Below are 15167 nucleotides of genomic sequence, written 5' to 3' on the forward strand. Positions count from 1 at the left end.
TGCCGGGCTGTACTTCCCGCATCTGCAGCTCAACGACCCGCTGACCGGGCGGCTGCGGTCCTTCCCGCCCTCGGGTGCCATTGCGGGTGTCATCGCGAGGACCGACGGCGAGCGCGGCGTGTGGAAGGCGCCGGCCGGTACCGAGGCACGGCTCGCCGGTGTGCGGTCCCTGTCGGTCAAGCTCACCGACCGGGAAAACGGTCTGCTCAATCCGCTGGGCATCAACTGCCTGCGCACCTTCCCCGTGGTGGGCCCGCTGGTGTGGGGCGCGCGCACGCTGGAAGGCGCAGACGCGCTCGACAGCGAGTGGAAGTACGTGCCCGTGCGCCGTCTCGCACTGCATGTCGAGGAGAGCCTCCACCGCGGTCTGCAGTGGGTCGTGTTCGAGCCGAACAGCGAGCAGCTGTGGCAACAGATCCGGCTCAAGGCATCGGCCTATCTCAACGACCTGTTCCGGCAGGGCGCGTTCAAGGGCGGCACACCGCGCGAGGCGTACTTCGTCAAGTGCGACAAGGACACCACCACCGACGCCGACATCGACGCCGGAGTGGTCAATGTCGTGATCGGCATCGCGCCGGTCAAGCCCGCGGAGTTCGTGATCGTCAAGATCCAGCAGATGGCCGGGCAGTTCGACCTCTCGTAACCCAAGGAAAAGGAACACGAAGGAAACCGATGGCTGAGTTCCAGATCAACGCCCATCGCTTCGACCCCTACAAGAATTTCAAGTTCCTGGTCCTCTGGGACGGTCGAACGGTCGCGGGCATCAGCAAGATCAGTCCCCTCAAGCGCACCACCGAAGTGGTCAAGCACCGCCACGGCGGTGACCCGAGCTCTCCGCGCAAGTCGCCGGGCCGCTCCGAGTTCGAGGGCGTCACGCTCGAGCGCGGGGTCACCCACGACGCGGAGTTCGACCGCTGGGCCAACAAGGTCTGGCAGGTCGGGGCCGGGCTGGGCTCGGAGGTCTCGCTGCGTGACTTCCGCAAGGACATCATCATCCAGGTCCTCAACGAGGCCGGGCAGGTGGCCGTCTCGCACAAGCTCTACCGAGCCTGGGTGAGCGAGTACCAGGTGCTCGGCGAACTGGACGCCAACGCCAACGCCGTCGCGATCCAGAGCGTCAAGCTCGAGTGCGAGGGCTGGGAGCGGGACTACGAGGTGGAGGAGCCGGTCGAGCCCTCCTTCACCCATCCCGCCTGAACGACGTCTGCGCACCGGAGGAATGAGGGATGACGCCGACGGGGCCGGCCGAGCTGCTCGCCACCTGGGAGGCCGGGCTCGCGCAGCACGACTCGGGAAGGTCTCTGCTGCTGCACCGGGCGGCCCGCCCGGGGGCCGGCACCGACGCGTTGCTGTCGATGCCGGTCGGCGAGCGGGAGGCTGATCTGTTCGCGCTGCGCCGGGCGTTGTTCGGCGAGCGCATGCAGGTGCGGGTCGAGTGCGCGGCATGCGGCGAGGCCATGGAGTTCGACCTCGACGCGACGCTGTTCGGCGCCCGGACCAAGACACCGGACGGGCCGCTGCGGGTGGAGGAGGGCGAGTGGGCGATCGAGTTCCGGCTGCCCACCGTCGCCGACCTCGCGGCGGCCGGTGCGGTGCCGGATCCTGACGAGGCCCGTCGGCTGCTCATGGCGCGCTGCACTGTTTCGGCGCTGCGGAACGGGGAGGCGCTGCCGGCCGAACGGCTGGCCGCACTGCTGCCCGAGGTCGTACAGCGACGGCTGGCCGAACTGGCGGAGCAAGCCGATCCGGCGGCCGACGTGACACTGAACGTCGCCTGCCCCGAGTGCGGCGAGGCCACCCCCGCCGAGCTGGACATCACCTCCTATCTGTGGACCGAACTCGACACCTGGGCACGGGACTTGATGCTCGACGTCCATCTGCTCGCCACCGCCTACGGGTGGAGCGAACCGGCGATTCTGGCGCTCAGCCCGCTGCGGCGTCGTTACTACCTGGAGCTGTGCGCAGATGCCTGACTACTTCGACCGGCTGCTCGCCCGGTACACACCGGTGCCCGCGGCCGGCAGTGGCCCGGCACGGGTCCGGCCGCGGCTGCCCGGCCCGTTCGAACGGGCCGAGGCGCTGCGGAGCGGACCACCGGAACCCGACCAGCCGGCGGCGCTGATCCCGTCGGCGCCCCAGCCTGCCTTCGGACCGGCCGAGTTGGTACGGCACGAGCGCGAGGTGCGGACGGATCGCGAGACCGTCGTACGGACCGAGGCCACGGCCACGGCGGGTGAGACCGAGCGACGGGCGGTGCAGGCCGTGCAGAGTCCGGGGCCGTTGCTGCGGCCTGCCGTGCCCGCGCCCGTGGCTCCGCGACAGGCCGCCTCGGATGTTCCGCGTGCCGGGAGGCGGGGGGCTTCGGCCGAGGTGCCCGAGGCACCGCGAACGCAGACTGCCTCCGCGTCCCGGGCCACGGAAGCGGTCCCCCGGGCCGCCTCGGCACCGGCCCGGCCGCGCGGCGCCGATACGGCCGCCGCCCGTGGTGCGGCGCTGAGCGGAGTGGGACGGCGCGCGCCGCGGGCTGCCGAACGCGTCGTGCACGTACAGATCGGACGGCTGGAGGTGAGCGCGGCCCCGCCGCCCGGCGCGAGCCGCCCCGCCGGCGGCCGCCCCGAGCACACCGGACGGCGCACACCCGCGCTGACGCTGGACGACTATCTGTCACGCGGCGAGAAGAGGGACTGAGGTCATGAGCAACGCACTCGCCATCGCGACGGTCACCCAGGCACTGGCCCTGCTGATCGATCACAATCTGAGCCCCGAGATGGACATCGCGGTCAAGGTCGAGACCCGTAAACCACCGGCCGAACCGCCCACCGAGCCGACCATCAACGTCTTCCTGTACCAAGTCACACCGAACCCCTCGATGCGCCATACCGATCTGCCGACCCGTGCCTCGGACGGCACGCTCCTCAAACGGCCGGCGGCCGCGCTGGATCTGCACTTTCTGATCAGTGCGTACGGGGAGGAGGCGGAGCTGGTCGGGCAGCGGCTGATCGGCTGCGTGGTGCGGACACTGCACGAAATCCCGGTGCTGCCGAAGGAGTTGATCGAGCTCGCGGCGGAGCGGCCGTATCTGGCGGGCAGCGATCTGGCCGAGTCGCCGCAGAAGGTGCGGTTCACGCCGACGGTGATGGACATCGACGAGACGTCGAAGCTGTGGGGGATGCTCCATCAGACGCCGTACACCCTGTCGGTGGCGTACCAGGCGTCGCTGGTCCTGATCGAGGGCCGCGAGAGGCCGGTGCCGGCGAAGCCCGTGGAGCGGCGGACGGTGAGGGTGCTGCCGTTCGGGGCACCGGGCGCGCCGGTGCCGCCTGGGGGTGAGTCGCCGGTGTCTGTAACCCAGCCGCCGACCGAGCCGGAGCTCGCGTCTGACGCGGAGCCCAACGCGACTGTGCCTGTGAGGAAACGGGCCGCGGCGAAGGCCACCAAGGCTGCCGCGAAGCCCGTCGCGAAACGGGCCGCCCCCGCTCGTGCCCGTAAAGGCACTGAAGCGGGCGCCGACGACAAGGAGAGCTGAGACACGGTGCGCAACACGGGGGCGGGTGAGGGTATGGGCACGTTCGACGGGACGGCTGGGTCCACCACGGCGGACGGCCGTGCGTTGTTCGCGGCGGTACGGTCCGTGCTCACCCGTATCGACGCCCATGCGGCCCGGGCGCAGGGACGCCCGGGCCGCGGACAGAGCGCCGCGGCGGGTGCGGCGGGTGCGGCGGGTACGGCGGGTGCGGCGGATGAGCCGGGACGGCAGGGCAGCGACCCGGGCGCCGGGGCCCTTTCGCGGAGCGAACTCGCAGCCGGAGACACCACCTCCTCCGCTGCTGCGGCCGGAAGCGAACCGGCAGCCCAGGGCCTTCTCGCAGCCGCCCCCGGCGTGCGCGGGCCCGCCACGCTCGACTCGCTCGTCGCCTGCTTCGGGCTCAGCCCCTTCGAGCGCGATGTCGTCCTGCTGGCCGCCGCCGCAGAGCTCGACTCCACGACCGGTGGACGGTGTGCGGCCGCGAGCGGGGACCCCGAACGCGCCCACCCCACCTTTTCGCTCGCCCTGGCCGCGCTCGACGGCGCCCACTGGAGCGCTCTGACCCCCGTCGCCCCGCTGCGCCGCTGGCGGCTCGTCGAGCTGGACGACGAGACCCGGCTGACCACCTCCCGGCTGCGGCTGGACGAGCGCATCCTGCACTTCCTCGTCGGCTCGCCCTATCTGGACTCCCGGTTGCACGGACTGCTGCGCCGTGCGCCCGTACCGGAGTCCCTGCCCGCCTCGTACGATCTGGCGGCGAGTCAGGTCGCCACGGGCTGGGCGGGAGCCGGAGCGCATGCGCCGCTGAGGGTCGAGCTGGTCGGCGGCGATCTGCGGACCCGTGCCGACATCGCCGCGGCGGCGGCCCGCCGTTCGGGGCTGGGGCTGTATGCCATGGCCGCCGACGACATGCCCACCGATCCGGCCGAGCGCGACCGCCTGGCGCGGCTGTGGCAGCGCGAGGCGATCATGCTGCCTGCCGCCCTGCTCGTCGAGGTCGGCGAGCTCGACCGCGACCAGGCCGCGGCGACGGACGCGTTCATCGAGAGCGCGGCCGTTCCGCTCGTCGTCTCCAGCCTCGATCCCCGGCAGACTGCCCGGCCGCGCGGCGAGCGCGTGACGGTGCCACCACTGGACAGCGATGAGCAACTGGGTGTGTGGGCCGACGCGTTCGCGGACGTACCGGAGGTGAGCGAGGAGGACCTGCGCGATCTCGTCGAGCAGTTCTCGCTTCCGCCGCATCTGATCCGGTCCGCCGGCGCGGCCGTCGTACGGGATCTGCCGGGCGAGGACGAACTGGAGGCCACCGCACTTGCCTGGCGGGCCGGGCTCACCGAGGCCCGGATGGGCATGGACGAGCTGGGCCGGCGGATCGAGCCGCGGGCGGCGTGGGGCGATCTGGTGCTGGCCGAGCGGCAGTTGCGGATTCTGCGCGAGATCGTCGCGCATGTGCGTCAGCGCTCGACCGTGTACCAGGAGTGGGGCTTCGCCGAGACGCTGCGCCGGGGGCTCGGTGTCACCGCGCTCTTCGCGGGCGGTTCCGGCACCGGAAAGACCTTGGCCGCCGAGGTCATGGCCAAGGAGCTGGGCCTGGACCTCTTCATCATCGATCTCTCGCAGGTCGTCAGCAAGTACATCGGCGAGACCGAGAAGAACCTCCGCAAGGTCTTCGACGCGGCCGAACGCGGCGGCGCGCTGCTGCTGTTCGACGAGGCCGACGCGCTGTTCGGCAAGCGCAGCGAGGTCAAGGACAGCCATGACCGGTACGCCAACCTCGAGGTCAGCTATCTGTTGATGCGGATGGAGGCATACCGGGGGCTGGCGATCCTGACGACGAACATGAAGCAGGCACTGGACACGGCGTTCATGCGCCGTATCCGCTTCGTCGTCGACTTCCCCTTCCCCGGCGAGAGCGAACGCGCGGAGATCTGGCGGCGGGTGCTGCCCGCGCGGGCCCCGATGAAGGGCATCGATCCCGAGCAGCTCGCCCGGCTGACCGTGGCGGGGGGCTCGATCCGCAACATCGCGCTGTCGGGCGCCTTCCTGGCGGCGGAGGAGGGCGACCGGCTCCAGATGCGTCACATGCTGGAGGCGGCGCGTACCGAATACCTCAAGCTGGACCGCTCCTTGACGCCCTCGGAGGTCCACGGATGGGTCTGAACGAGGCACCGCGCGGTGCGGAGGGCGCGATCCGCGTGGACATCGGCGAGCTGGTGCTCGACGGGTTCGAGCGGCTGGACCCCGACAGGGTGTCGGCCGCCTTCCAGGCGGAGCTGGCCCGGCTCGTACGGGAGCGTGGCGTGCCGCTGGCCGCCGACGGCGGCCGGGCGCTCGACGGACTGTCCGGGCTGCCGCCGCTGCCCGCGACCACCTCGCCGGCGCGACTGGGCGAGGCACTGGCGCGTGCCGTGCACGCAGGACTTTCGGGGCGGGGTGAGCCGCGATGAGTACGTCACATGCCCAGGACGCGCAGACGGCCCAGGCCGAACGGCGGCGCAAGCGCAAGGAGCGCGCCAAGTCCCGTACGCCGGAGCCGAAGAACATCGTCAGCGGGGCCGGACAACCGCTCGACCTGAGCGTACGACGGGAGCTGGAGGAGCAGCTCGGCCACGACTTCAGCCGGGTGCGCCTGCACACAGACCGGGACGCGGGCACGCTCACCGAGCTGCTGGGCGCGGACGCGGTCGCGGTCGGCCAGGACATTTTCTTCCGGGAGGGCGCCTACCGCCCCGGCACGGCGGACGGGCAGCGGCTGCTGGCTCACGAGCTGCTGCACACGGTGCAGAACCCGGACGGTCTGGGCGCGTTGCGCGTGGGCCGAGACCTGGGTGCGGTGAGCCTGCCGCAACAGGCGATGGAGCGCGAGGCCGAGTCGGCGGCGCAGGCTGTTGTACGGGACGAGGAGCAGGCCCCCCAGGTGGAGCCGGAGCCGTCGACGCCCGGCTGGCTGCGGTACGCCACGGTCGACGCCGACCGGTCCCGGATGGAACAGCTGGACCCCGCAACGCTGGTGGACCGTCTCGCGAACGGCGTGCTGCGCTCCCTGCGCGGCGACCCGGCGGATCTGTCAGGTCGTGTACGCCTCCAACTCGCCCGGATGTCGCCGCAGTTGCAGGACTCGGTGCTGGACCGGCTGGAAGTGCGGCTGCTCTCCAACGAGTACGACCGGCTCCTCGACCTCGCCGAGGAGTCCGAGACCGGGCCCGTCGACCTCCGGCCTGCCGAGGTGCCCGAACCGGAGACCGACCTCTTCGAGCTCCTCGGTGTCGAGCGCACCCAGTGGAAGCGCAAGGAAGAAGGCGGCCGGGGCGCGAAGGACAAGCGGGCCGCGGACTCCCGCGAGGAGCAGAAGGACGCCAGGGCGCGCGACGAGAAACGCGGAGGCGACCGGAGCAGGGCGCAGTCGGACGCCGCGGCCGAGAAGGACGAGGCCGCCCGGCGCACGGAGCAGGAGGACGAACGCGCCCAGTCCCGGCAGCAGGCGGCACAGGAACAGCAGCAGGAAGAAGAGAAGCAGGACCAGGACCGGCAGCGGGTCGACGAGGCCGCGGACGAACGCGCCCAGGGCCAGGCGGGCGGCGCCGAGCAGGCCAAGGAGGAGCGCAAGGAACAGCGCGACCGGGAGGAGCAGGACCCCGAGCAGGCGAACGCTCCCGGCGCCGACAAGCGCAAGCGCAAGGACGACGCGAAGAAGCCGGCGGACGGCTCGAAGCAGGAGAACCTCGACCCGAAGGCGAAGGGGCAGCCCGGTCCCGTACGCCCGGAGAAGGTGGACGAGCGGGCGGAGCAACGGGACAGCGCGCTGTCCGAGCACGGGCTGCACGAGAAGGACGAGGACGAGGGCGAGCCGCGCGAGGAGGAGAAGCCGCTCGGGCTCGAGGCGGGCGCGGACCGGGAGATCGGGAGCGACGAGGGCGACCGGGCCAAGGGAGGCGGCTCGGCCGAGCCCGAGCTCAAGCCCGAGGACTATCTGCCGGACACCGATCTCGACGTCTCGTCGGTTCCCACGGCCGACAACCCCACTGCCACGGTGCCGACCTTCCCCACTCCCCCGCCGACGAAGGCCGAACAGGTCCAGGAGCAGCGGGAGAACGACGCCGAGGAGGAAGAGGACGAGGACGCCCCGGAGGCGGAGGCCAAGCCGCCGGGTGCCGAGATGGGTCCCGTTGAGGGCGAGGCGCCGCAGCCCGAGGGCGGACCGGCGGCCGAGGCCGGGGACCGTAGCGAGAAGGACCTCCAGCCGGAGAAGCCGGTGGACCAGGAGGTCGGACCCGATCCGGAGACCGAGGGCAGGCAGGAGCCGGAACCCGAGGCGGAGAAGCAGGACCCGGAGCAGCAACAGGGCGAGCAGAACGCCGACGGCGGGGAACGCGACGGCGATGAGCAGCCTGACGCCAAGAGCGCCGAGGACCAGCGGGAGGAGCGCAAGGAGCAGGAGCTGCAGGACGCCAAGGCCCGTCCTGGGGCGGCTGCTTCCGCAGCGCCGAATGTGAGCAGCGCCGTTACCGCGGCTGCCGCCACCCCGCCCGCGGGCGCGCACACGGAGCGGACTTCCGCCGAGGACCGCAGGCCCTCCCCTGCCGCGCGCCGGGTCGCCGACTCGGCGAAGGGCGACCACGAGGCGTCGTCCCCCAAGAGCGCGGTGCCGAAGGAGAGCGGTCCGGGAGCGGCGCCGAGCGGTGTGGTCGGCGGAAGCAGTACTGCGGGCCCGAGCGCGGCCACCGGCCCCGGCGGGGCGACCTCGGCGGCGCAGGCCGCGGTCAGTCCTGCGGCCGAACAGGCGGAAAGCCCGGGGAAGTTCGGTGCTCCCGCGCCGGAGGGCACCAAGGCCCAGCCTGAGGCGTCGCTGGAGAAGGACGGCGGCGGCTGCGCCCCTCCGGAGCCCGCGGCGGAGAAGGAGGAGGGCGGCGGCAGTTGCGGTGGCGGCGGTGGGGCCGCTCCCGAGGAGAAGCAGGAGGAGCCGCCCGACGTCTCGGGCCAGGATCCGAAGGCCGCCATCGGTACGGTCAGCAAGCTGGCGCCGGACCAGGCCGCGGCCGCCATGCCCGGTGTGGACGCCGCCGCGGACAAGAAGATCGGCGAGGAGCAGCAGCGGCTCGACGCCAACCCGCCGAAGCGGGAGCGCCCTTCGGGTGCCCCGCGCACCCAGTCGGGCCCGCCCGAGGCGGCCGCTCCGGCCGCCGAGGTGACCGGCAAGGTCGAGAAGCTCGGGCCCGAGGACCGGGTCGAGAAGCAGAAGGCCAAGGGCAGTGAGAAGGCGGAGGGCGCTAAGCCCACCGACAACACGCCCCCGCCGCCGGCCCCGGTGGCGGACAAGCTGACAGCTGAAGAGGCGAAGAACGTCGATGCCGCGGCCGACGCCGTCCCGACCGTCGACCCGGAACTGCAGAACAAGACGGTCGGCCCCGCCCCCAAGATCAGGCTTGAGGGCGAGAGCGACCCGAAGCGCACGGACGACCAGGCCAAGGCGCTCAAGGAGAAGCAGTCCGACATCCAGAGCACGGGCCGCGATGACGCGGCCAAGCCGATGGGCGAGGACCAGATCTTCCCCGACGCGCCCCAGGAGCAACTGGTCGGCGAGGCCTCGGGCGGTCGACGGCGGGGCGGCGGAGGCGACCTGAAGGCCGGGTCCGCGCCCAAGCCCGGCGTCGGTGCGGTCGCCAAGCAGGAGCGCGGCAGCGAGATCCAGGGAGCCGCGGGCCAGGCCCAGGGCGACCTCGTCGCCAAGGAGAAGGAACAGCAGCAGGGCGAGCAGCAGGCCAAGCAGGAGAAGCAGACCGAGATCGACCGCGAGGTCGCCCAGAACGCCGAGAAGCAGACGGCCGAGCGCGGCCGAGCGGCTGAGGATGCCCAGCGCGAGCGCGAGAACTGGCGCACCGAGCAGGACCAGAAGATCGAGGACGCGGACAAGAAGTCCGAGAAGGAACACACCGAGAAGAACAAGGAAATCGTCAAGGCCCGCGACGACAAGGACAAGGAGGTCAGCGACCGGAAGGACAAGGACAACGCGCAGATCGACACTGAGCGCGAGAAGGCGGAGAAGGAGGCCGAGAAGAAGAAGGAGGAGGAGAAGCCTTCTGGAGGCTTCTTCGGCTGGGTCGCCGACAAGGTGAAGAGCGCCTTCAACGCGATCCTCGACGCGGTCACCAAGGTCTTCGACGCGGCGCGCAAGCTCGTCAACGGCATCATCGACACGTTCAAGGAGTGGGCCAACAAGGCCATCGACTTCGTACGTGACCTCGCGATCAGCGCGATCAATGTGCTGGCGGACGCGCTGATCGCCATCGGGGACGTGCTGCTCGCGGCCTTCCCGGAGCTGCGGGACAAGTTCCGCAAGGCGATCGAGGGCCTGCGCGACAAGGCGATCGCGGGGGTCAACGCGCTGGCGGACGGCCTGAAGAAGGCGGTCAACGCGCTGCTCGACGCGCTGGCGGCGGGCCTGAACGCGCTGCTCGACGTCCTTGAGGCGGGCATCAAGGCCGTCATCAAGGCCTACCAGGCGGTCATCCTCGGCGCGATCAAGTTCGCCCAGGCAGCGATCGAAGCGCTGGGCAAGTTTGCGGCTCTGGTGGCGGACATCGCGCCGGACCCGGGCGGCTGGATCGGCAAGGCGGGCAGCTCGGCGAAGTCCGGTATCCAGGACCACCTCTGGGGCGCCATCAAGACCGGCGTGAAGCGATGGTTCGACACGAAGGTCGAGGGCATCCTCGGCCTGGGCAAGGCCGTCATCAATGTCCTGGTGAAGGGCTGCGTCTCGATCAAGCAGATCGGCAAGATGGCGTGGGACGCGATCATTGCGTCGCTGCCGATGATGATCGCGTCGCTCGTGATCGAGAAGGTCGTCTCGATGCTGGTGCCGGCCGCGGGGGCGATCCTCACGATCGTCCAGGGCCTGATGGCGGCGTGGCAGAGCCTGAGCTCGATCCTGAACGCCTTCAGCAAGTTCTGGGCGTACTTGAAGGCGGTGAAGGCAGGCCCGGCGGCGTGCCTGTTCGCGGAGGCGGTCGCTGCGGGGATCGTGGCGCTGCTCGACTTCATCGCCAACTTCTTGATGATCCGCCTGTCTTCGGCGACGAAGGGCGTCGGCAAGCGCCTCAAGGCGATGGCCGAGAAGATCATGAAGGGCCTCAAGAAGACCGGCAAGGGCGCGAAGGAGGCGGCGGGCAACGCGGTGAACAAGGCGCGGGGCGCGGTGCGCAACGCGGTGGAGTCCTTGAGGAAGCCGACGGGGCCGTCGAAGCCGAAGGGACCGCGGGTCCCGAAGAACCGGTCGACGTCGACGGACCGGGGTCCGGGCCGCAGTGCCCCGAAGGACACGGCGCACGACCGCCCGACGAGCAAGACGCCGGACAGCGAGCGGGAGCACCGGCGGGAGGAGGCGGAGGCGAAGCGGGAGCAGCAGAGGCCGGATGCGCGGCCTGACAGGACTCCCGATCAGAAGCGGGACAAGTCCGGGGCCCAGAGGCCGGACACGACGAAGGACAAGTCTCCACAGACGCCGCCCAAGAAGAAGAAAGAGACCGAGGCTCCGAAGCGCCCGAAGCCGCGCAAGCCGAAGTCGCCGCTGGGCAAGGCCCTCCAGAAGATCAAGGGCAAGGTCAAGTCGGCGCTGAAGAAGGTGCGGAACGCCGGCAAGGCGCTGGGCAAGAAGCTACGCAAGAGCAAGCTGGGCAAGGCGCTGAAGAACAGCGGCAATAAGATGCGCGACATCTTCAAAAAGAAGCGCGACCGCATGCGCGACGACAAGAAGCAGCGCGCGGACCAGAAGAAGCAGCGGCAGGACGGCCAAAAGAAGAAGGAGAAGTCCAAGGAGTCCAAGGAGGCTCGCCTTCAGAAGATCATCGCCCGCATCCGTCCAAAGGTCACGAAGCTGCTCTCGAAGGGCATCAGGCAACCCATTCTGAGGTCCGCCCTCCTCGGCATGCGCGCTTGGTACCGGCTGTCGAATCTCACGACCTCGACCACACGCCCTTTCAAGACGGAGGCCATGCTCAACCCGGTGGGTACGGTTTCCAAGGCAAACAGGGCACGGCTCGAAAAGATCCTCGACGAGGGTGGCAACAGGGCACAATTGGAAGAGTCCTTGGGGATCACAGGGTTCGAGGACTGGCTCCTGTTCATGGACGACGCGAACGAGGACGCTTTCATCCAGTCAATGGAGCGACGTATCAAGGAGCTCTACCGGGCCGACGAGGAGAATCACCGCAACAAGGCCTTGATGACCATTCGCGCGGCAGAGAAAGAGGTACGAAGCGGCCTGCACACGGTCGACGAGCAAGGGAAGGGTTGGCCCGAGAGCGACGACGAGCGGGCACAGGCGGGCGTCTCGATTTCCGAGAACCAGCAGGTCTCGGAAGGTATGGCCAACGCCTTCAAGTTATCCAAGTTCCAGGAGCGGAAAGGCCGACTCAAAGCCAAGACCGAGGAGCCGACGACCGAGGCGCAGTTCGCCTGGGACGACAGGTTCGACAGAATCGGCTTCGCCCGAAAGGCCTTGGCCTACAAGCGAGCCGAAGCGCAGGGAACACTCGTCAAACACCCTGCGAAACCTGCCTTCTGGAGCAAGACGTTCAAGGGTACCGACGAGGAGAGGGAGCAGGCACTCTCGGATGCAGCCCGCATCACGGACATCACAGCCAACTTCCGGCAAGCGGTTCGAGTGCGTGCCCTTGAGATCGCAGCGCCCAACAGGAAGCTGCAGGGCGACATCAACGCCAAGCTAAAATCCATGCACGTCGATCATGAAGTTGATCTGCAACTCGGCGGGCTGGACTCGTTCAAGAACATGTACTTACTGGATGCCACGACCAACACCACGACTGGCACGAAAATCGACACCTTCGTCAACAAGACAGGGAACGGGAATCTGATCACCGTACGAGTGATCTGGTAGATCAGCGGACCGATCGACGGTCCGACGAAAAGGAGCAACACATTGCCTGCGCACCGCGACCTCGTGGACGCTTTCGAAGGCGAAGACAACGTCATCACCGTCAAGGCCGATGAGCTGAGCCGGGTCGGAGTGTCCCCTTCGGACGTTCGGAGCCTGTCCCAGATCGGGCTCCCAAAGGAACTGGACGGAGTCTTCACCGTCCACACAAGGAGAGTTCCCCAGGCGTTCGCGCTCCACGAGTTCGAGGCCGCGGGTGAGAAGCAAAAGGTTTTCATTCTGGGTGGTGTTCCGGGCGACGAGAGGTTGCGCTACTTCCTTGACGTGAACGATGGGTACGTCGGCCTCTTCACATTTTTCGATGATGGTCCCGAAGCTGACATCGTGAACAGCACCGTCGACGACTTCATCGAGTTCCTCCGACTTTTCGGACTGCGCGCAAAGATGCGGCGGGAAGCCTCGGTGGATGAGCTGCGTCAGTACACGAGCGACGTTGCTGCCTACCTCAGGGAGCGGGACTCCTTCGCCTTTGAGGAGTCCGACAACTGGTGGTCGTCCGTCCTTGACCGCTTGCAGGAGCAGGAGGGATAGCGAATGACCCGTTACGCCGACATACCCAAGCCCATCCGCTCCGGCATCGTCGTCGTCGACCCCGAGCGCGGAACCCCCCAGCGCATCATCGTCCTCCAGTTCAACCCCGACACCCTCGAACGCTCCCTCGCCCCCCAATCCGCCGGAGGCAGTGGTGACGCCGGCGGTGGAGGAAGCGGAGGGGACCGCAACGAAGCCCTCCGACTCAAGGGGCCAGCTGAGGAGACATGGAAGTTCACCGCGGAGATCGATGCCACCGATCAGTTCGAGGTCGCCGCGCCCGACGGGATCCATCCGCAGCTCGCGACGCTGGAGATGCTGGTGCATCCCACCAGTGCACAGCTGCGCGAAGCCTCCCGCCGGACCCAGAAGGGCACCATCGAGATCAGCCCGATCGAGATGCCACTGACCCTCTTCACCTGGGGGAGCAAGCGCGTGATGCCCGTGCGGCTCACCGAACTGTCCATCAACGAGTCGGCGTTCGACGTCAATCTCAACCCGATCAGGGCGAGCCTCGGCATCGGCATGAAGGTGCTCAGTGTGAGCGATCTGCCCGCCGGGCACCGCGGGGCCGACCTGTATCTCGCACATCTGGCGCAGAAGGAACGGCTCGCCGCCGCCGCGCGCGGCGGGCGGCTGGCCGAGCTCGGGCTTGGACGGGGGCTGTAGGACGTGATTGATCCTTATGAGAGTGCGCTGGACGCGATCCCGGGGGCACATCCGTACCCCCGCACCAGCCGGTACCACGACGCGGAGATCGGCGTGCACCGCCTCGCGGACGGCACCGAAGTGCGGTACACCAAGCGGCGTTTGCTGCCTCCGCTCAGCGAGGCCGCCGGCGAGACCGCCCCGCACACGGTCAGCAGCGGCGAGCGGCCCGATCATCTCGGGCAGCGCTACTTCGGCGACCCCGGGCAGTGGTGGCAGATCGCGGACGCCAATCCCGTGCTCGACCCCCAGGAGCTGACCGCCGAGCCGGGGCGGACGATCGACATTCCTCTGCCGGGTGGGTTCCATGGCTGACGAGCCCATCGGGAGCGGGCCCGTCCATCTCACCCTGCACATGGGGCCCAAGCTCACCCGGCCGGTGCCGGCCGAGGTGGCCGAGGCTCTGTTGTCCGCGCAGATCACCATGACCGCCGGTGAACGGAGCGGGTTCCAGCTCGCCTTCGATCTGACCAAGCGGGGGCTGATCACTCAGCGGCTGCTGCCCGAGGGCTACTTCGATCCGAAGACCAGGGTGATCGTCACGACGTCCGTCAAGGGCACGTCGACGGTGATCCTGGACGGGCTGATCGTGCGGCAGGAAGTCGGCGCCAGCAATCAGCCGGGACAGACCACGCTCACCGTCACTGGTGAGGATCTGACCCTGCTGATGGATCTGGAGGAGCGGACGGACCGGTATCCGAATCTCGGCCCCGCACAGCGCGTTGAGCGGATTCTGCGGAGGTACGCGGACTACGGAATCGATCCCTGGATCATCCGTGAGCAGATCCATCAGCCGCCCCGCGAGCAGCTGCGCGTCGACTACCAGACCGGCACGGATCTGCAGTATCTGAACGAGCTGGCCCGCGCCAACGGATACACCTTCTATCTGGAGCCGGGACCGGGTATCGGCCGGTCCATCGCGTTCTGGGGTCCCGAGCAGCGGCTCGGCCAGCGCCAGCATGCGCTGAACGTCAACATGGACAACAACTCCACTGTCGACCAGCTGACGTTCGCCTACGACGGGACGGCCAGGGAAGAGCCCCAGGCCCGCGTCCAGGACCCGCGCACCCGCGACGTGCGGCTGCTGGCGCAGCCCGACATCAGCCCGCTGCGGCCACCGCTCGGCCTCCGCGCCTCGCCCGCCCTCAAGCGCAAGACCCTTTCCGGTACGGCGAAGAAGGAGCTGGGGCAGGCCGAGGCCGAGACCCTCGCCAGGGCCGCGACGTCCGCGGACGCGATTTCCGGGTCCGGGTCGCTGGATGTCAACCGGCACGGATATGTCCTGCGGCCACGGGAGTTGGTGGGGGTGCGCGGCTCGGGCGTGACGTACGACGGCGATTACTACGTCAAGAGCGTGACGCACAACCTCAGGCCCGGCTCGTATCAGCAGAACTTCACGCTCTCGCGTGAAGGACTGATCGCCCGCAGCAGCACCGTACGACCGTAAAGACC

At 69.2% G+C, this 15167-nt stretch carries 12 protein-coding genes; all 12 read left to right on the forward strand.

Annotated features, from left to right (window positions below):
• Window positions 1-643, forward strand: a 643-nt coding sequence (locus OOK40_RS30000; protein ID WP_266487761.1) for a phage tail sheath C-terminal domain-containing protein, incomplete at its 5' end; no start/stop codon positions are given.
• 29 nt (window positions 644-672) lie between these two features.
• A complete protein-coding gene (locus tag OOK40_RS30005) occupies window positions 673-1197 on the forward strand; it encodes a phage tail protein (RefSeq protein WP_266487762.1) in 525 nt (174 codons plus the stop codon).
• Between the two features lie 29 nt (window positions 1198-1226).
• A complete protein-coding gene (locus tag OOK40_RS30010) occupies window positions 1227-1973 on the forward strand; it encodes a hypothetical protein (protein WP_266487763.1) in 747 nt (248 codons plus the stop codon).
• Window positions 1966-2688 (forward strand): hypothetical protein, encoded by a 723-nt coding sequence (locus tag OOK40_RS30015; RefSeq protein WP_266487765.1) that lies wholly within the window; start codon window positions 1966-1968, stop codon window positions 2686-2688. The genes OOK40_RS30010 and OOK40_RS30015 overlap by 8 nt, the downstream gene beginning before the upstream one ends.
• A gap of 4 nt (window positions 2689-2692) precedes the next feature.
• On the forward strand, window positions 2693-3526 hold the full coding sequence (locus OOK40_RS30020; RefSeq protein ID WP_266487767.1) for a DUF4255 domain-containing protein: 834 nt from the start codon (window positions 2693-2695) through the stop codon (window positions 3524-3526).
• 33 nt (window positions 3527-3559) lie between these two features.
• Entirely contained in the window at window positions 3560-5686 is a 2127-nt protein-coding gene (locus OOK40_RS30025; protein WP_266488518.1) for an ATP-binding protein, read from the forward strand.
• Entirely contained in the window at window positions 5677-5973 is a 297-nt protein-coding gene (locus OOK40_RS30030) for a hypothetical protein (protein ID WP_266487768.1), read from the forward strand. Before OOK40_RS30025 ends, OOK40_RS30030 begins: the two co-directional genes overlap by 10 nt.
• A complete protein-coding gene (locus tag OOK40_RS30035) occupies window positions 5970-12419 on the forward strand; it encodes a DUF4157 domain-containing protein (protein ID WP_266487769.1) in 6450 nt (2149 codons plus the stop codon). Before OOK40_RS30030 ends, OOK40_RS30035 begins: the two co-directional genes overlap by 4 nt.
• A gap of 63 nt (window positions 12420-12482) precedes the next feature.
• Window positions 12483-13007, forward strand: a complete 525-nt coding sequence (locus OOK40_RS30040) for an SUKH-4 family immunity protein (protein WP_266487770.1) — start codon at window positions 12483-12485, stop codon at window positions 13005-13007.
• Between the two features lie 3 nt (window positions 13008-13010).
• Window positions 13011-13676 (forward strand): hypothetical protein, encoded by a 666-nt coding sequence (locus OOK40_RS30045; RefSeq protein WP_266487771.1) that lies wholly within the window; start codon window positions 13011-13013, stop codon window positions 13674-13676.
• 3 nt (window positions 13677-13679) lie between these two features.
• On the forward strand, window positions 13680-14030 hold the full coding sequence (locus OOK40_RS30050) for a hypothetical protein (RefSeq protein ID WP_266487773.1): 351 nt from the start codon (window positions 13680-13682) through the stop codon (window positions 14028-14030).
• A complete protein-coding gene (locus OOK40_RS30055; RefSeq protein WP_266487775.1) occupies window positions 14023-15162 on the forward strand; it encodes a hypothetical protein in 1140 nt (379 codons plus the stop codon). The genes OOK40_RS30050 and OOK40_RS30055 overlap by 8 nt, the downstream gene beginning before the upstream one ends.
• Window positions 15163-15167: the final 5 nt, after the last annotated feature.

Origin of the sequence: Streptomyces sp. NBC_01481 (genome assembly GCF_026339995.1) — a bacterium.
Classification (GTDB): domain Bacteria; phylum Actinomycetota; class Actinomycetes; order Streptomycetales; family Streptomycetaceae; genus Streptomyces.